Consider the following 17,126-nt stretch of genomic DNA (forward strand, 5'->3'; position numbering starts at 1 on the left):
CCCAGGGCCAGGCCTGAAAAGCCAGTCCACCCAAATCAAGAACAACGAACATAGAAGAGATAACCGCATGCGCACCCTGATGATCGAGCCCCTGACCAAAGAAGCCTTTGCCCCGTTCGGTGATGTGATCGAAACCGATGGCAGCGACCACTTCATGATCAACAACGGCTCGACCATGCGCTTCCACAAGCTCGCCACGGTCGAGACCGCCGAGCCTGAGGACAAGGCGATCATCAGCATCTTCCGCGCCGACGCGCTGGAAATGCCGCTGACCGTACGCATGCTGGAACGCCATCCGCTGGGCAGCCAGGCTTTCATCCCGCTGCTCGGCAACCCCTTTCTGATCGTGGTCGCGCCAGTTGGCGATGCACCTGTATCAGGCTTGGTCCGCGCCTTCCGCAGTAACGGCAGGCAGGGCATCAATTACCATCGCGGCGTTTGGCACCACCCGGTGCTTACGATCGAAAAGCGGGATGATTTCCTGGTGGTTGATCGCAGTGGTTCTGGCAACAACTGCGATGAGCATTACTTCCCCGAGGAACAGATGTTGATCCTCAATCCCCACCAATAAGAAAAGGTCGGTCACCCAGGTCCGCCTGAACCGTGACCGGCGAGAGGTACATACTGTGGAAGCACACCTTCACGAATGGCTGAACCTGAGCATTCGCTGGGTTCACATGATCACCGGCGTCGCCTGGATCGGTGCATCGTTCTACTTCGTCTGGCTGGAGAACCATCTGAACCGCAGCAACCCGCGCGATGGGTTGTCGGGTGACCTTTGGGCCATCCACGGTGGCGGTATCTACCACCTGGAAAAATACAAGCTCGCACCACCGAAAATGCCCGAGAACCTGCACTGGTTCAAATGGGAAGCCTACTTCACCTGGATGTCCGGGATCGCCTTGCTGTGCGTGGTGTTCTACTGGAACCCGGCCCTGTACCTGCTGGCACCCGGCAGCACCCTGAGCGGTGCCGAAGGCGTGGCCATCGGTATCGGTTCGCTGATCGCCGGCTGGTTCGTCTACGACTTCCTCTGCGACTCGCCCCTGGGCAAGAAACCGGCCCTGCTGGGTGGCGTGCTGTTCGTGCTGATCATCGCCGCATGCTGGGGCTTCAGCCTGGTGTTCAGCGGCCGTGGCGCTTACCTGCACACTGGCGCGATCATCGGCACCATCATGGTCGGCAACGTGTTCCGCATCATCATGCCGGCCCAGCGCCAGCTGGTGGCGGCCATCGAGAACAACCAGACCCCCGACCCGGTACTGCCGGCCAAGGGCCTGCTGCGCTCGCGCCACAACAACTACTTCACCCTGCCGGTGCTGTTCATCATGATCAGCAACCACTTCCCGAGCACCTACGGCAGCCAGTACAACTGGCTGATCCTGGCCGGGATCGCGGTGGCCGCGGTACTGATCCGTCACTACTTCAACACCCGCCACGACAGCAACAAGTACGCCTGGACCCTGCCTGTCGGCGCCCTGGCGATGATCTGCCTGGCCTACGTTACCGGCCCCAAGCCGCTGCCCACTGCGCCTGAGCAGGCTGCTGCGAAGGTCGAATACCAGCCGCTGCCAGCAACGGCAGTAGGTGGCAAGACCGCCGCAGAACTGCGTGCCGAGGAAGCGGCCAAGCCTGCCGAAGCACCGGCTGCTGCAGCCCCGGCAACCGCCCAGGCCGCGACCGGTAATTTCGACAAGATCCACACCGTCATCCAGGAACGCTGCACCGTGTGCCACTCGTCCAAACCGACCAGCCCACTGTTCAGCGCCGCCCCTGCCGGCGTGATGTTCGACACCCCGCAGCAGATCCAGGCCCAGGCCGCGCGCATCCAGGCGCAGGCCGTCGCCAGCCAGATCATGCCGCTGGGTAACATCACCCAGATGACCGTCGAAGAGCGCAAGCTGGTCGGCGACTGGATCGCCAAGGGCGCCCAGGTCAACTGAAAGCAGCTGCAAGCTACAAGCGGTAAGTAGCTAGATAACAAGCAAGCATCGAGCCTCAGGCTTCGAGCGGGAACCACAAGCTTCTACTTGAAGCTTGCCGCTTGGAGCTTTTGGCTTGGATCCGAGAATAAAAACAAAACTCGAGGTGCTGCATGTCCGAGTCACCCAAGGCGTACATTCCTGTTGCGCCGCCACGACAGCCCCTGCCCCTGTTCCAGCTGATCCTGGTGGGTTTGCAACACGTTCTGCTGATGTACGGTGGCGCCATTGCCGTGCCGCTGATCATCGGCCAGGCCGCCGGCCTGTCCCGCGAGGAAGTCGCCTTCCTGATCAACGCCGACCTGCTGGTCGCCGGCGTTGCCACCATCATCCAATCCTTCGGTATCGGCCCGGTCGGCATCCGCATGCCGGTCATGATGGGCGCCAGCTTCGCCGCCGTCGGCAGCATGGTGGCCATGGCCGGCATGCCTGGCGTCGGTTTGCAGGGGATCTTCGGCGCGACCATCGCCGCCGGTTTCTTCGGCATGCTGATCGCGCCGTTCATGTCCAAGGTCGTACGCTTCTTCCCACCCTTGGTAACCGGCACGGTCATCACCTCCATCGGCCTGTCGCTGTTCCCGGTGGCGGTCAACTGGGCCGGTGGTGGCCATGAGGCCGAGACCTTCGGCTCGCCGATCTACCTGATGGTCGCCGGCCTGGTGCTGTCGGTGATCCTGCTGATCAACCGCTTCATGCGCGGCTTCTGGGTCAACGTTTCGGTGCTGGTGGGCATGGGCCTGGGCTACATCCTCGCCGGCTCCATCGGCATGGTCGACCTGTCCGGCCTGAACGAGGCCCCCTGGCTGCAGGTGGTCACCCCCCTGCACTTCGGCATGCCGACCTTCAGCCTGGCGCCGATCCTGTCGATGTGCCTGGTGGTGGTGATCATCTTCGTCGAGTCGACCGGCATGTTCCTCGCCCTGGGCAAGGTCACCGACCGTGAAGTTACCCCTGGCATGCTGCGTCGCGGCCTGCTGTGCGACGCCGGGGCATCGTTCATCGCCGGGTTCTTCAATACCTTCACCCACTCCTCGTTCGCCCAGAACATCGGCCTGGTGCAAATGACCGGGGTGCGCTGCCGCTACGTCACGGTGATGGCCGGCGGCTTGCTGATCCTGCTCAGCCTGCTGCCCAAGGCGGCCTTCCTGATCGCCTCGATCCCGCCTGCGGTACTGGGCGGCGCGTCCATCGCCATGTTCGGCATGGTCACCGCCACCGGGATCAAGATCCTCCAGGAAGCGGACATCTCCGACCGTCGCAACCAGCTGCTGGTCGCGGTCAGTGTCGGCCTGGGCCTGATCCCCGTGGTCCGCCCGGAGTTCTTCGCGCAGATGCCGCAGTGGATGGAGCCCATCACCCACAGTGGCATCGCCATGGCCACCCTCAGCGCCCTGGTGCTGAACCTTTTGTTCAACATCCTCGGTGGCGCCGACCGCGCCGTGCACAACGACGCCTGCCACCAGCATTGAGGACCAGGGGCGGCAGCGTTTGCCGCCCCGTTTATCACTTGCAGTAACCGCATCACCGTCGGCCCGCCGGAATGGGCCGCCCGGGGCGCCTGCGCGCCGAAAAAACCGCCAACAAAAACAATAAGTCCGGGAAACACAACATGAAGCGCATCACTTCCTCGCTGTTGCTGGGCAGCAGCCTGCTGGCCACCCTCCCCTCGCACGCCGGCGAATGGCTGCAGTGGCACGGCGAAAGCCTGACCTACCTGTATGGCAAGGACTTCAAGGTCAACCCCGATATCCAGCAGACCATCACCTTCGAGCACGCCAACAAGTGGAAGTACGGCGACACCTTCCTGTTCGTCGACAAGATTTTCTACAACGGCAAGCCTGACCCGAGCAAAGGCGTGACCACCTACTACGGCGAGTTCAGCCCGCGCCTGTCGTTCGGCAAGATCTTCGACCGTAACCTCGGCTTCGGCCCGGTCAAGGACGTACTGCTGGCCATGACCTACGAACGTGGCGAAGGCGACAACGAGGCCTACCTGATCGGCCCCGGCTTCGACCTGAACATTCCCGGCTTCAACTACTTCACCCTGAACTTCTACCTGCGCAACACCGAAGGCAGCCGCCCGGGCGACAACGTCTGGCAGATCACCCCCGGCTGGTCCTACACCATTCCCGTGGGCCGCTCCGACATCCTGATCGACGGCTACATGGACTGGGTCACCGACAACGACCAGACCCGCCGTGGCACCTACCATTCCAACCTGCACTTCAACCCACAGGTCAAATACGACCTGGGCAAGGCCCTGAACCTGGGCGCCAAGCAGCTTTACGTGGGCTTCGAGTACAGCTACTGGAAGGACAAGTACGGCATCGACAGCCGCGGCAACCTGGAGAGCAATCAGAGCGTCGCCAGTGCCCTGATCAAGGTCCACTTCTGATAACCTGACCAAACGCACAACTTTGTAACAGCGTGCTCCAGGACGGAGCACTTGAGGACCGGCGCGCAAGCCAGTAATCTGCGCGCCCCCTCGATCGGGGCAGGAAGGATCCTGCCCGCGTTTGCTGACCGCTCAGTCAATGAATTAGGGCGGTTGGTCAACGTGTTGCCAGCCAGAAAGACCCATGTTCATCCGTTCAGCAAGACGTCGAGCAGGATGGTTGTGGCCAACCCGGAAAAGTTGGCGCAGCTCTTGCCAAACAGCTGTGGCCAATCGAAAAAAGCTGACTCAAAAGACAAAAAAACAGCGCCCGAGCGCTGACAACAGATCCAATCAAGGGAGCGACACACGCAATGCGCATCATCAATAGCCTGATCCTCGCCGGCGGCCTGCTGGCCTGCGGCGCCAGCCAAGCCGGCGACCTGCTGCAGTGGCAGAACAACAGCCTGACCTACCTGTGGGGCAAGAACTTCAAGGTCAACCCCGAGATCCAGCAGACGGTGACCTTCGAGCACGCCGATGCCTGGAAGTACGGCGACAACTTCTTCTTCCTCGACAAGATCTTCTACCAGGGCAAGAAGGACGCCAACAACGGCCCGAACACCTACTACGGCGAGTTCAGCCCACGCCTGTCGTTCGGCAAGATCTTCGACCAGAAGATCGAATTCGGCCCGGTCAAGGACGTGCTGCTGGCCATGACCTACGAGTTCGGCGAGGGTGACACCGAGTCCTACCTGATCGGCCCGGGCTTCGACCTGGCCATCCCAGGCTTCGACTACTTCCAGCTGAACTTCTACCAGCGCACCACCGACGGCAGCCGCCCGGGTGACAACGTCTGGCAGATCACCCCGGTGTGGTCCTACACCATCCCTGTGGGTTCGTCCGACGTGCTGATCGACGGCTTCATGGACTGGGTGGTGGACAACGACGAGAACCGTCGCGGCACCTACCAGGCCAACCTGCACTTCAACCCGCAGATCAAGTACGACCTGGGTAAGGCGTTGCACCTGGGTGAGAAGCAGCTGTACGTCGGTATCGAGTACGACTACTGGAAGAACAAGTACGGCATCAAGGACAGCGATGCCTTCACCACCGACCAGAACACCGCCAGCCTGTTGGTGAAAGTGCACTTCTGATGACTGAAACGAAACAGCGCCTCAAATCGAGGCGCTGTTTCGTTAGAGTTTGTAGGAATTAACTTACATAATTGTTAGCTTTTTCTTACCTTTAAAAAACCTGTCCTGCAAATCAATATCAACATCACCGGCAGCACCACGCCTACCGCCAGCAAACCAGCCTCAACCTGGCCGTGTTCAAGCACCCGCCAGATATCCAGCATCAGCATGAACCCATTGATCAACAGCGCCACGCCGAACATGGCGCAGCACCTGAGCAACGCCCCTACGCCCGTGCCATTCATCAGGAACCACAGGCCCAGGACGCCCCAAGCCAGCGCGGTGAGCAGATACAGCGCGAGATGATAGGCATCGTAGGTCAATACATTGCCAAACATATTCAGCCCTCGCCTTTATTTAAAAAGAAAGACCTGAACTATAAAGCCGAAAATTCGTTCAGCATACAGCGAAATTTTGACAAAACTTTTGCAAACACTCCGGTAGTCTGCATGCTTTCCTGCACCCAATAAGGATATAGGCAGAACTCATGCGTGCACCTCTCGCCGCGCCCTGGCGCTTCCTCATTCTTTTGTGTTCGACCTGGTTCGGCGTTTTTCTGCTGACCCGGTTGGTCTTGTTGCTGGCTCACGCAGACGAGTTCAGCGGCAACTACTTCGCGGTGTTTTTCACCGGCGCGCTGTACGACCTCAGCTTCCTCATCTATGCCGCCCTGCCGCTGGGCCTCTACCTGGCCCTGTGCCCGGCTTCGCTGTGGCGCACACGGGCGCACCGCTGGTTGATGCAGGGCGTGCTGGCCGTCAGCCTGTTCGTGATGCTGTTCGTCGCCGTGGCCGAATGGCTGTTCTGGGACGAGTTCGGCGTACGCTTCAACTTCATCGCCGTCGACTACCTGGTGTATTCCAAGGAAGTGCTGGACAACATCCGCGAGTCCTACCCCCTGCCAACGCTGCTCGGCAGCCTGGCGGTGGCTGCCGTGGTGCTCTGCCTGCTGCTGCGCAAGCCGCTGCTCAGCGCACTGTCCGCAGCACCCGCCAACCTGCGCCAGCGCCTGGCCGGTGTTGCCGTACTGGCAGTGCTGTGCGGCGCCTCGGTGCTGATCATCGACCAGCAGTTCCCGCGCAACCCGGATGGCAACGCCTACCAGCGCGAACTGTCGAGCAACGGCCCGTACCAGTTCTTCGCCGCCTTCCGCAACAACGAGCTCGACTACACCCAGTTCTACGCCACCCTCGGCGGCGAGGCGGTCGGCGCCCAGATGCACCATGAACTGGCGGCCGCCAATGCCCGCTTCGACATTCGCGAACCCCAGGACATCCGCCGCCACATCAGCGCCAGCGGCCCGCAGCGCACGCCCAACATCATCCTGGTGACCATCGAAAGCTTCAGCGCCAAGTACATGGGCAGCAACGGCGACCCGCGCAACCTCACGCCCAACCTCGACGTGCTGCGCAAGCAGAGCCTGTACTTCAACAATTTCTACGCCACCGGCACCCGCACCGACCGCGGCCTGGAAGCCATCACCCTGTCGATCCCGCCCACCCCCGGGCGCTCGATCGTCAAGCGCATCGGCCGTGAAAGTGGCTACGCCAGCCTCGGCCAGCAATTGGCGGCCGTAGGTTACGACGCGGTCTACGTCTACGGCGGGCGCGGCTACTTCGACAACATGAACGCGTTCTTCAGCGGCAACGGCTATCGCATCGTCGACCAGAGCAGCGTCGATGAAAGCGAAATCAGCTTCAAGAATGCCTGGGGCATGGCCGACGAGGACCTGTATCGCCAGGCGATCAAGCTGGCCGATGCCGACCACGCCACGCAAAAGCCGTTCTTCCTGCAACTGATGACCACGTCCAACCACCGCCCTTACACCTACCCCGAGGGGCGTATCGACATCCCTTCAGGTGACGGTCGCGAAGGCGCAGTGAAGTACACCGACTACGCCATCGACCAGTTCCTGCAGCAGGCCCGGAAAAAACCCTGGTTCGACAACACCCTGTTCATCTTCGTCGCCGACCACACGGCCGGTAGCGCCGGTAAAGAGGACCTGCCGGTCGCCAACTACCAGATTCCGCTGTGGATCTATGCACCGAAGATGATCGAACCGGCCGAGAACCCGACCCTGGCCAGCCAGATCGACCTGGCGCCGACCCTGCTGGGCCTGCTCAACCTGAGCTACACCTCGACCTTCTTCGGCCGCGACCTGCTCAAGGGCGACGACCTGCCACCCCGGGTACTGATCGGCAACTACCAGCACCTGGGCCTTTACGACGGCAAGGACCTGGCAATCCTCAGCCCCCGCGGTGGCCTGCGGATTCACCAGGATGCCCTGGGCAACAGCCATGAGACCAAGGTGGGCGTGGACAACCCGCTGATCCGCCGGGCCATTGCCTACTACCAGAGTGCGGCCTACGGCTTCAGCCAGAACCTGCTGAGCTGGCGCCCAGACGAGAAGCGCGTGACGGTCAGCCCCTGACCGCGCGCCATAGCTTCGATACAGCGCTGACCAGCGCCAGCACCACGGCCCCGGCGACCACGCCGGCCACGCCGTTGAGCAAGGCGCCGGTCAGCGCACCGCCCCGGCTTTCGGCGAAGGCTTCGATGGCGTGATGCAGCGGTGCAATGCCGTGCACCAGGATACCGCCACCGACCAGGAACATGGCCGCAGTACCAATCACCGACAGGCTCTTCATCAGGTAAGGCGCCGCGCGCAGGATGCCGTTGCCGACGGCACGGGTGACACTCGAGGCCTTCTTGCTCATCCACAACCCCAGGTCATCGAGCTTGACGATGCCGCCCACCAGGCCATACACACCCACGGTCATGACAATCGCGATACCCGACAGCACGATGATCTGCTGGGTCAGCGGCGCATCGGCGACGGTACCCAGGGTGATGGCGATGATCTCGGCGGAGAGGATGAAGTCGGTGCGCACCGCGCCTTTGATCTTGTCCTTCTCGAAGGCCACCAGGTCGACATTGGCATCGGCTACGGCTTCTTTACGCGCCTCGTGCTGCGCCTCGTCCTCTGCCTTGCTGTGCAAGAACTTGTGCGCCAGCTTCTCGAAGCCCTCGAAACACAGGTAGGCGCCACCGACCATCAACAATGGCGTCACCGCCCACGGGATGAACGCACTGATCAGCAGCGCTGCCGGCACCAGGATCGCCTTGTTGACCATCGAGCCCTTGGCCACCGCCCACACCACCGGGATCTCGCGCTCGGCGCGTACGCCGGAAACCTGCTGGGCATTGAGCGCCAGGTCGTCACCGAGCACGCCGGCGGTCTTTTTCGCCGCGACCTTGGTCATCAGCGAGACATCGTCGAGTACCGTGGCGATATCGTCGATCAGCACCAAAAGACTGCTTCCTGCCATGTTTGCCTGTATCCCGTAGGTTGAATGCTGCGGATTCTAGCCCAAAGTCGCTGCCTTGAGCCCCCGTCGGGGCGGGTGCTACCATGCCGCACCCCTCACGCAGGGGGCCATACACGAGGAAGACCCCCGACAATGAGCACCATTCGCGAGCGCAACAAGGAACTGATCCTGCGCGCAGCCAGTGAAGAGTTCGCCGACAAAGGCTTCGCCGCCACCAAGACCAGCGATATCGCGGCCAAGGCCGGCCTGCCCAAGCCGAACGTCTACTACTACTTCAAGTCGAAGGAAAACCTCTACCGCGAGGTGCTAGAGAGCATCATCGCGCCCATCATGCAGGCTTCGACGCCGTTCAACGCCGACGGCGACCCCAAGGACGTGCTCAGCGCCTACATCCGCTCGAAGATTCGCATCTCCCGTGACCTGCCCCACGCCTCCAAGGTGTTCGCCAGCGAAATCATGCACGGCGCCCCGCACCTGTCGCCGCGCCAGGTCGAGCAGCTCAACGAGCAGGCCCGGCACAACATCGAGTGCATCCAGAGCTGGCTCGACCGCGGGCAGATCGCCAACGTCGATCCGCACCACCTGATGTTCAGCATCTGGGCAGCGACACAAACCTACGCGGATTTCGACTGGCAGATTGCCGTGGTGACGGGGAAGGCCAAGTTGGCCGACAGTGACTACGATGCGGCGGCAGAGACCATCATTCGCCTGGTGTTGAAGGGCTGCGAGCCGGAAGCAGCCTGATAGGGCCAATGGGGCTGCCTTGTGCCGCGAAAGGGCCGCAAAGCGGCCCCAATATCTTGAACCTTACGCCGCAACCCCCGCATCCGCCGTCAGCCCCGCCGCCTCGATCGCACTGATCGCGCATTGCTCGTCGATATCCGACGTATCCCCGCTGATCCCTACCGCACCCAGCACCTTGCCGTCCTGATCGCGAATCAGCACGCCACCCGGCACCGGCACCACCGGCCGCTCGCCCAGGCCATTGAGCGCTGCGTAAAACGCCGGCCGCTGCTGCGAGTCCAGCGCCAGCAGGCGCGAGCCCTTGCCCAGGGCCACTGCGCCCCAGGCCTTGCCAATCGCCACCTCCGGCCGCAGCAGGCTGGCGCCATCCTCCCGTTGCAGCGCCAGCAGGTGCCCGCCGGCATCCAGCACCGCCACGGTCAGTGGCGCTGCGTTGATCTTGCGCCCTGCGGCCTGCGCGGCGTTCACCACGCCGACGGCGACTTTAAGGGTCAATGCGTTCATGAAAAGGTCCTCTTCTTGTTGTGAGAAGCCCTGAGGGCAGTTGAAAACCGATGAAGAGAATAGAACACAACTAAGGTATGTTTTGTATACAATAATTTGACGCGATCGTACCGACTGCGACGAAATGCCGCTTTTCACAGGCCCAGACGCCAATCAGAGCCTGCCGACGAAAATGGATTGACCTTTGGGTCGAAGCGTGAATACACTCTGCCGCAAAGCAAGTTGTATACAATTACAAAATCGATGAGGCACAAACCATGAGCAAAATGAGAGCAATCGATGCAGCCGTTCTGGTCATGCGCCGTGAAGGTGTAGATACCGCGTTCGGCATTCCTGGCGCCGCGATCAACCCGCTGTACTCGGCCCTGAAAAAAGTCGGTGGCATCGATCACGTCCTCGCTCGCCACGTCGAAGGTGCCTCGCACATGGCCGAGGGCTACACCCGCGCCAACCCGGGCAACATCGGCGTATGCATCGGCACCTCCGGCCCTGCCGGCACCGACATGGTCACCGGCCTGTACAGCGCGTCGGCCGACTCCATCCCGATCCTCTGCATCACTGGCCAGGCTCCACGTGCCCGCCTGCACAAGGAAGACTTCCAGGCCGTCGACATCACCAGCATCGTCAAGCCGGTGACCAAGTGGGCGACCACCGTCCTGGAGCCGGGCCAGGTGCCCTACGCGTTCCAGAAGGCCTTCTACGAAATGCGCACCGGCCGCCCAGGCCCTGTGCTGATCGACCTGCCGTTCGACGTGCAGATGGCCGAAATCGAATTCGACATCGACGCCTACGAGCCGCTGCCGGTCAACAAGCCGTCCGCCACCCGCGTACAGGCCGAGAAAGCCCTGGCCCTGCTCAATGACGCCGAGCGCCCGCTGCTGGTGGCCGGTGGTGGCATCATCAACGCCGACGCCAGCGACAAGCTGGTCGAGTTCGCCGAACTGACCGGCGTACCGGTTGTGCCGACCCTGATGGGCTGGGGCACCATCCCTGACGACCACGCGCTGATGGTCGGCATGGTCGGCCTGCAGACCTCGCACCGCTACGGCAACGCGACCATGCTCAAGTCCGACCTGGTGTTCGGCATCGGCAACCGCTGGGCCAACCGCCACACCGGCTCGGTCGACGTCTACACCGAAGGCCGCAAGTTCGTGCACGTCGACATCGAACCGACCCAGATCGGCCGCGTGTTCACCCCGGACCTGGGTATCGTTTCCGACGCCGGCAAGGCGCTGGACGTGTTCCTCGAAGTGGCCCGCGAGTGGAAAGCCGCCGGCAAGCTGAAATGCCGCAAGGCCTGGCTGGAAGACTGCCAGCAGCGCAAGGCGACCCTGCAGCGCAAGACCAACTTCGACAACGTCCCGGTCAAGCCACAGCGCGTGTACCAGGAAATGAACGAAGTGTTCGGCAAGGACACCACCTACGTCAGCACCATCGGCCTGTCGCAGATCGCCGGCGCGCAGTTCCTGCACGTGTACAAGCCACGCCACTGGATCAACTGCGGCCAGGCCGGCCCGCTGGGCTGGACCATCCCTGCTGCCCTGGGCGTGGTCAAGGCAGACCCTGCGCGCAAGGTTGTCGCGCTGTCCGGTGACTACGACTTCCAGTTCATGATCGAAGAGCTGGCAGTGGGCGCACAGTTCAACCTGCCGTACGTCCACGTGCTGGTGAACAACGCCTACCTCGGCCTGATCCGCCAGGCGCAGCGTGGCTTCGACATGGATTACTGTGTACAACTGGCGTTCGAGAACATCAATTCCACCGACGCCGCCACCTACGGTGTCGACCACGTCGCCGTGGTCGAAGGCCTGGGCTGCAAGGCCATCCGCGTGTTCGAACCGGCCGAGATCGCCCCTGCCCTGCTCAAGGCGCAGAAGATGGCCGAAGAGTTCCGCGTACCGGTAGTGGTCGAAGTGATCCTCGAGCGCGTCACCAACATTTCCATGGGCACCGAGATCAACGCGGTCAACGAGTTCGAAGACCTCGCCCTGGTCGGCAACGACGCGCCAACCGCCATCTCGATGCTCGACTGATTGCCTGACGCCCCCGCGCACCTGCGTGCCGGGGGCCCTCATTGCAAGGAGACAACCATGCCTCGCTTCGCTGCCAACCTGTCCATGCTGTTCACCGAACAGGACTTCCTGGCCCGCTTCAAGGCCGCCGCCGATGCTGGCTTCAGCGGTGTCGAATACCTCTTCCCGTACGACTTCAGCGCCGCCGAGATCAAGCAGCAGCTGGACGCCCACGGCCTGACCCAGGTGCTGTTCAACCTGCCTGCAGGCGACTGGTCGAAAGGTGAGCGCGGCATCACCTGCCACCCGGACCGCGTCGAAGAGTTCCGTGCCGGTGTCGACAAGGCCATCGAATACGCCAAGGTGCTGGGCAACACCCAGGTCAACGCCCTGGCCGGCATCCGCCCGCAAGGCCTGCAGTGCGCCGACGTGCGCAAGACCTTCGTCGACAACCTCAAGTACGCCGCCGACAAGCTCAAGGCCGCCGGGATCCGCCTGGTCATGGAAATGATCAACACCCGCGACATCCCGGGCTTCTACCTGAACACCACTAAACAGGCCCTGGAAATCCAGGCCGAAGTGGGCAGCGACAACCTGTTCCTGCAGTACGACATCTACCACATGCAGATCATGGAAGGTGACCTGGCCCGCACCCTGGAAGCCAACCTGCCACTGATCAACCACGTGCAGCTGGCCGACAACCCGGGCCGCCACGAGCCGGGCACCGGCGAGATCAACTACCGCTTCCTGTTCGAACACCTGGACCGCATTGGCTACCAGGGCTGGGTGGGCGCGGAGTACAAGCCCAAGACCACCACCGAGGCGGGCCTGGGCTGGCTGAAGACTCACAACGCTATCTAAGGATTCGCTCGAAGGGGCTGCCCTGATTGGCCCCTGTGGGAGCTGGCTTGCCAGCGATAGCGTCAACACGGCCAACATCGTTTGCAGATTGATCGCAATCGCTGGCAAGCCAGCTCCCACAAGGTTCGCACCGCCTGCTCCATCGAGATTCAACAATTACAACGAGGTAATCTCTCATGGCTAAAATCGGTTTCATCGGCACCGGCATCATGGGCAACCCCATGGCCCAGAACCTGCAAAAAGCAGGTCACAGCATCTTCGTTTCGACCCACCACGACGCCGCTCCGGCCAACCTGATCGCTGCCGGCGGCGTGGCCCTGGCCAACCCCAAGGAAGTGGCCCAGGAAGCTGAATTCATCATCGTCATGGTGCCCGACACCCCGCAGGTCGAAAGCGTCCTGTTCGGTGAAAACGGCGTCGCCGAAGGCGTGGGCCCGAACAAAGTCGTGATCGACATGAGCTCGATCTCGCCGACCGCCACCAAAGCCTTCGCCGAGAAAATCAAAGCCACCGGCGCCGCCTACCTGGACGCCCCGGTGTCCGGCGGTGAAGTCGGCGCCAAGGCCGCTACCCTGAGCATCATGGTCGGCGGCTGCCCGAAAGCCTTCGAACGCGCCCTGCCGCTGTTCGAAGCCATGGGCAAGAACATCACCCGCGTCGGCGGCAACGGTGACGGCCAGACCGCCAAGGTCGCCAACCAGATCATCGTCGCCCTGAACATCCAGGCCGTTGCCGAAGCCCTGCTGTTCGCCGCCAAGAACGGCGCGGACCCAGCCAAGGTGCGTGAAGCGCTGATGGGCGGCTTCGCTTCCTCGAAGATCCTCGAAGTGCACGCCGAACGCATGATCAAAGGCACCTTCGACCCAGGCTTCCGCATCAACCTGCACCAGAAAGACCTGAACCTGGCCCTGCAAGGCGCCAAGGAACTGGGCATCAACCTGCCCAACACCTCCAATGCCCAGCAAGTGTTCAACACCTGCCAGGCCCTGGGCGGCGGCAACTGGGACCACTCGGCGCTGATCAAAGGCCTGGAGCACATGGCCAACTTCTCGATCCGCGACGACAAGTAAGTAATAAGCCTTACCGGCCTCTTCGCGGGTAAACCCGCTCCCACAGGAATCACACCAACCTTGAAACCTGTGCTGTACCTGTGGGAGCGGGTTCACCCGCGAAGAAGCCAACACCGATGACCCTGCGACAACAGGCTCATGGGTAACCCCGAGCAACACCCGCCCCTGGTTCGGCCTGCACGGAGGCAGTTCCAGGGGCGTTTTTGATTCTGCAGAACAACAATAATCTGGGAGCCTGCCATGTCGGTCGATCCGCAAAAATTACTCCGCGAGCTGTTCGACACAGCCATCGCCGCCGCCCACCCCCGTCAGGTCCTCGAACCCTACCTGCCCGCCGACCGTAGCGGCCGGGTCATCGTCATCGGCGCAGGCAAAGCCGCCGCCGCCATGGCCGAAGTGGTCGAGAAAAGCTGGCAGGGCGACGTTTCCGGTCTAGTGGTCACCCGCTACGGCCATGGCGCCAACTGCCAGAAGATCGAAGTGGTCGAAGCCGCCCACCCGGTCCCCGATGCCGCCGGCCTGGCCGTGGCCAAGCGCGTGCTCGAGCTGGTCAGCGACCTCACCGAAGACGACCGCGTCATCTTCCTGCTCTCCGGCGGTGGCTCGGCCCTGCTGGCCCTGCCCGCCGAAGGCCTGACCCTGGCCGACAAGCAGCAGATCAACAAGGCGCTGCTCAAGTCCGGCGCCGCCATCGACGAGATGAACTGCGTGCGCAAGCACCTCTCGGCGATCAAGGGCGGCCGCCTGGCCAAGGCCTGCTGGCCAGCCACCGTCTACACCTATGCGATTTCCGACGTACCGGGCGACCTGGCCACGGTCATCGCCTCCGGCCCCACCGTGGCCGACCCGAGCACCTCGGCCGATGCCCTGGCGATCCTCAAACGCTACAACATCGAGGCACCAAAGGCCGTCATCGACTGGCTCAACAACCCGGCCTCGGAAACCGTCAAGGCCGACGACCCGGCCCTGGCGCGCAGCCACTTCCAGCTGATCGCCAAACCCCAGCAGTCGCTGGAGGCCGCTGCCGTGAAGGCCCGCCAGGCCGGCTTCAGCCCGCTGATCCTCGGCGACCTGGAAGGCGAGTCGCGGGAAGTGGCCAAGGTCCACGCCGGCATCGCCCGGCAGATCGTCCTGCATGGCCAGCCGCTGAAGGCGCCCTGCGTGATCCTCTCCGGCGGCGAGACCACCGTCACCGTGCGCGGCAACGGCCGCGGCGGGCGCAACGCCGAGTTCCTGCTCAGCCTCACCGAAAGCCTCAAGGGCCTGCCGGGTGTGTATGCCCTGGCCGGTGACACCGACGGTATCGACGGCTCGGAAGAGAACGCCGGCGCCTTCATGACCCCAGGCAGCTACGCCCGCGCCGAGGCCCTGGGCCTGTCGGCCAGCGATGAGCTGGACAACAACAACGGCTATGGCTACTTCGCCGCCCTCGAAGCGCTGATCGTCACCGAGCCGACCCGCACCAACGTCAACGACTTCCGCGCCATCCTGATCCTCGAGACCCCGCAATCATGACGCCTGATAAAAAAGTAAAAATCCTCGCCACCCTCGGGCCTGCGATCAAAGGCATCGATGACATCCGCCAGCTGGTCGAAGCCGGGGTGAACATCTTCCGCCTCAACTTCAGCCACGGCGAACACGCCGACCACGCCCTGCGCTACCAGTGGATCCGCGAAGTCGAGCAGCAGCTCAACTACCCGCTGGGCATCCTCATGGACCTGCAGGGCCCGAAACTGCGCGTTGGCCGCTTCGCCGACGGCAAGGTGCAACTGCAGCGCGGCCAGGCCCTGCGCCTGGACCTGGACAAAACCCCGGGCGACAGCCGCCGGGTCAACCTGCCGCACCCGGAGATCATCGCCGCGCTGGAGCCCGGCATGGACCTGCTGCTCGATGACGGCAAGCTGCGCCTGCGGGTGACCGCCAAGCACAGCGATGCCATCGACACCGAAGTGCTGGCCGGCGGCGAGCTGTCCGACCGCAAGGGCGTCAACGTGCCGCAGGCGGTGCTTGACCTGTCCCCGCTCACCGAGAAAGACCGCCGCGACCTCACCTTCGGCCTGGAGCTGGGCGTGGACTGGGTGGCCCTGTCGTTCGTGCAGCGCCCGCAAGACATCGTCGAAGCGCGCCAGCTGATCGGCGACCGCGCCTACCTGATGGCCAAGATCGAGAAGCCTTCGGCGGTCGAGCAACTGCGCGCCATCGCCGAGCTGTCCGACGCGATCATGGTCGCCCGTGGCGACCTGGGCGTGGAAGTGCCGGCCGAAAGCGTGCCGCAGATCCAGAAGCAGATCATCAACACCTGCCGCCAGTTGGGCAAGCCGGTGGTGGTGGCCACGCAGATGCTCGAATCCATGCGCTTCTCCCCTGCCCCGACCCGCGCCGAAGTCACCGACGTGGCCAACGCCGTGGCCGAGGGTGCCGATGCGGTGATGCTGTCGGCCGAGACCGCCTCGGGTGACTACCCACTGGAAGCGGTGCAGATGATGAGCAAGATCATCCGCCAGGTGGAAAACGGCCCGGACTACCAGGCCCAGCTCGATGTGGGCCGGCCCAAGGCCGAGGCCACCGTATCGGACGCCATCAGCTGCGCGATCCGCCGCATCAGCGGCATCCTGCCGGTGGCGGTACTGGTCAACTACAGCGAGTCGGGCAACTCCACCCTTCGCGCCGCCCGCGAGCGGCCACGGGCGCCGATCCTCAACCTGACGCCGAACCTCAACACCGCGCGGCGCCTTAGCGTGGCCTGGGGTGTGCACTCGGTGGTCAACGACCGCCTGCGCCAGGTCGACGAGGTGGTCTCCACCGCGTTGGAAATTGCCCAGGCACAAGGCATGGCCAGCCGCGGCGACACGCTGCTGATCACCGCCGGTGTGCCTTTCGGCAAGCCAGGTTCGACTAATACGCTGCGGATCGAGACCTTGGTCTGACGATCGCCGGGGGCGTGTTGCGCCCCTTTCGCCGGCAAGCCGGCTCCCACAGAGGATTGCGCAATACCTGTGGGAGCTGGCTTGCCAGCGATTGGAGGGCAAAGCCCTCCCCATACATCGATATGCG

The 17,126-nt window shown here is 63.0% G+C and carries 16 protein-coding genes; 13 read left to right on the top strand and 3 right to left on the bottom strand.

The annotated features are described in order from the left end of the window. Window positions 1-67 precede the first annotated feature (67 nt). The 6 genes from L6D77_RS20945 (at window position 68) to L6D77_RS20970 (ending at window position 5,513) form a co-directional block, all read left to right on the top strand. The gene (locus L6D77_RS20945) at window positions 68-571 is read left to right on the top strand and encodes an ureidoglycolate lyase (protein WP_046856488.1); all 504 of its coding nucleotides are present in this window, start codon (window positions 68-70) and stop codon (window positions 569-571) included. A 55-nt stretch (window positions 572-626) separates the two neighbouring features. Then, the gene (locus tag L6D77_RS20950) at window positions 627-1,943 is read left to right on the top strand and encodes a urate hydroxylase PuuD (protein ID WP_232880064.1); all 1,317 of its coding nucleotides are present in this window, start codon (window positions 627-629) and stop codon (window positions 1,941-1,943) included. A gap of 152 nt (window positions 1,944-2,095) precedes the next feature. Further along, a complete protein-coding gene (locus L6D77_RS20955) occupies window positions 2,096-3,451 on the top strand; it encodes a nucleobase:cation symporter-2 family protein (protein ID WP_232880065.1) in 1,356 nt (451 codons plus the stop codon). Window positions 3,452-3,591: 140 nt separating this feature from the next. Beyond that, the gene (locus tag L6D77_RS20960) at window positions 3,592-4,377 is read left to right on the top strand and encodes an outer membrane protein OmpK (protein WP_232880066.1); all 786 of its coding nucleotides are present in this window, start codon (window positions 3,592-3,594) and stop codon (window positions 4,375-4,377) included. Window positions 4,378-4,428: 51 nt separating this feature from the next. Next, complete coding sequence (locus tag L6D77_RS20965) at window positions 4,429-4,698, top strand: hypothetical protein (RefSeq protein WP_232880067.1); 270 nt, start codon at window positions 4,429-4,431, stop codon at window positions 4,696-4,698. A 32-nt stretch (window positions 4,699-4,730) separates the two neighbouring features. Further along, on the top strand, window positions 4,731-5,513 hold the full coding sequence (locus tag L6D77_RS20970) for an outer membrane protein OmpK (protein ID WP_232880068.1): 783 nt from the start codon (window positions 4,731-4,733) through the stop codon (window positions 5,511-5,513). Between the two features lie 74 nt (window positions 5,514-5,587). On the opposite strand, the gene L6D77_RS20975 is transcribed toward L6D77_RS20970, so the two are convergent. Further along, the gene (locus L6D77_RS20975; RefSeq protein ID WP_232880069.1) at window positions 5,588-5,890 is read right to left on the bottom strand and encodes a hypothetical protein; all 303 of its coding nucleotides are present in this window, start codon (window positions 5,888-5,890) and stop codon (window positions 5,588-5,590) included. Between the two features lie 149 nt (window positions 5,891-6,039). Between L6D77_RS20975 and L6D77_RS20980 the strand changes: the two genes are divergently transcribed. After that, entirely contained in the window at window positions 6,040-7,983 is a 1,944-nt protein-coding gene (locus tag L6D77_RS20980; protein WP_232880070.1) for an LTA synthase family protein, read from the top strand. Here the strand turns inward: L6D77_RS20980 and L6D77_RS20985 are convergent. Further along, a complete protein-coding gene (locus L6D77_RS20985; protein WP_232880071.1) occupies window positions 7,973-8,881 on the bottom strand; it encodes a DUF808 domain-containing protein in 909 nt (302 codons plus the stop codon). The genes L6D77_RS20980 and L6D77_RS20985 overlap by 11 nt on opposite strands. 132 nt (window positions 8,882-9,013) lie before the next feature. On the opposite strand from L6D77_RS20985, the gene L6D77_RS20990 reads away from it, so the two are divergent. Continuing rightward, the gene (locus L6D77_RS20990; protein WP_232880072.1) at window positions 9,014-9,625 is read left to right on the top strand and encodes a TetR/AcrR family transcriptional regulator; all 612 of its coding nucleotides are present in this window, start codon (window positions 9,014-9,016) and stop codon (window positions 9,623-9,625) included. Between the two features lie 63 nt (window positions 9,626-9,688). On the opposite strand, the gene L6D77_RS20995 is transcribed toward L6D77_RS20990, so the two are convergent. Further along, complete coding sequence (locus L6D77_RS20995; protein WP_232880073.1) at window positions 9,689-10,129, bottom strand: GlcG/HbpS family heme-binding protein; 441 nt, start codon at window positions 10,127-10,129, stop codon at window positions 9,689-9,691. Between the two features lie 257 nt (window positions 10,130-10,386). Between L6D77_RS20995 and gcl the strand changes: the two genes are divergently transcribed. The 5 genes from gcl to pyk all read left to right on the top strand — a co-directional run bounded on the left by gcl (window position 10,387) and on the right by pyk (window position 16,999). Then, on the top strand, window positions 10,387-12,162 hold the full coding sequence (gene gcl, locus L6D77_RS21000; protein WP_232880074.1) for a glyoxylate carboligase: 1,776 nt from the start codon (window positions 10,387-10,389) through the stop codon (window positions 12,160-12,162). 57 nt (window positions 12,163-12,219) lie between these two features. Then, a complete protein-coding gene (hyi, locus tag L6D77_RS21005) occupies window positions 12,220-13,002 on the top strand; it encodes a hydroxypyruvate isomerase (protein WP_232880075.1) in 783 nt (260 codons plus the stop codon). A gap of 176 nt (window positions 13,003-13,178) precedes the next feature. Continuing rightward, the gene (locus L6D77_RS21010; protein WP_023631172.1) at window positions 13,179-14,072 is read left to right on the top strand and encodes a 2-hydroxy-3-oxopropionate reductase; all 894 of its coding nucleotides are present in this window, start codon (window positions 13,179-13,181) and stop codon (window positions 14,070-14,072) included. Between the two features lie 240 nt (window positions 14,073-14,312). After that, window positions 14,313-15,587 (top strand): glycerate kinase type-2 family protein, encoded by a 1,275-nt coding sequence (locus tag L6D77_RS21015; protein WP_232880076.1) that lies wholly within the window; start codon window positions 14,313-14,315, stop codon window positions 15,585-15,587. Next, window positions 15,584-16,999, top strand: a complete 1,416-nt coding sequence (gene pyk / locus L6D77_RS21020; RefSeq protein WP_232880077.1) for a pyruvate kinase — start codon at window positions 15,584-15,586, stop codon at window positions 16,997-16,999. The genes L6D77_RS21015 and pyk overlap by 4 nt, the downstream gene beginning before the upstream one ends. Window positions 17,000-17,126 lie beyond the last annotated feature (127 nt).

Source organism: Pseudomonas parasichuanensis (assembly GCF_021601385.1).
Classification (GTDB): Bacteria; Pseudomonadota; Gammaproteobacteria; order Pseudomonadales; family Pseudomonadaceae; genus Aquipseudomonas; species Aquipseudomonas parasichuanensis.

Excerpts from the sequence above, each read along its gene's own strand:
- L6D77_RS20945 (WP_046856488.1), top strand. The coding sequence starts at position 68 with ATGCGCACCCTGATGATCGAGCCCCTGACCAAAGAAGCCTTTGCCCCG.
- L6D77_RS20955 (WP_232880065.1), top strand. The coding sequence starts at position 2,096 with ATGTCCGAGTCACCCAAGGCGTACATTCCTGTTGCGCCGCCACGACAG.
- L6D77_RS20960 (WP_232880066.1), top strand. The coding sequence starts at position 3,592 with ATGAAGCGCATCACTTCCTCGCTGTTGCTGGGCAGCAGCCTGCTGGCC.
- L6D77_RS20970 (WP_232880068.1), top strand. The coding sequence starts at position 4,731 with ATGCGCATCATCAATAGCCTGATCCTCGCCGGCGGCCTGCTGGCCTGC.
- L6D77_RS20975 (WP_232880069.1), bottom strand. The coding sequence starts at position 5,890 with ATGTTTGGCAATGTATTGACCTACGATGCCTATCATCTCGCGCTGTAT.
- L6D77_RS20980 (WP_232880070.1), top strand. The coding sequence starts at position 6,040 with ATGCGTGCACCTCTCGCCGCGCCCTGGCGCTTCCTCATTCTTTTGTGT.
- L6D77_RS20985 (WP_232880071.1), bottom strand. The coding sequence starts at position 8,881 with ATGGCAGGAAGCAGTCTTTTGGTGCTGATCGACGATATCGCCACGGTA.
- L6D77_RS20990 (WP_232880072.1), top strand. The coding sequence starts at position 9,014 with ATGAGCACCATTCGCGAGCGCAACAAGGAACTGATCCTGCGCGCAGCC.
- L6D77_RS20995 (WP_232880073.1), bottom strand. The coding sequence starts at position 10,129 with ATGAACGCATTGACCCTTAAAGTCGCCGTCGGCGTGGTGAACGCCGCG.
- gcl (WP_232880074.1), top strand. The coding sequence starts at position 10,387 with ATGAGCAAAATGAGAGCAATCGATGCAGCCGTTCTGGTCATGCGCCGT.
- hyi (WP_232880075.1), top strand. The coding sequence starts at position 12,220 with ATGCCTCGCTTCGCTGCCAACCTGTCCATGCTGTTCACCGAACAGGAC.
- L6D77_RS21010 (WP_023631172.1), top strand. The coding sequence starts at position 13,179 with ATGGCTAAAATCGGTTTCATCGGCACCGGCATCATGGGCAACCCCATG.
- L6D77_RS21015 (WP_232880076.1), top strand. The coding sequence starts at position 14,313 with ATGTCGGTCGATCCGCAAAAATTACTCCGCGAGCTGTTCGACACAGCC.
- pyk (WP_232880077.1), top strand. The coding sequence starts at position 15,584 with ATGACGCCTGATAAAAAAGTAAAAATCCTCGCCACCCTCGGGCCTGCG.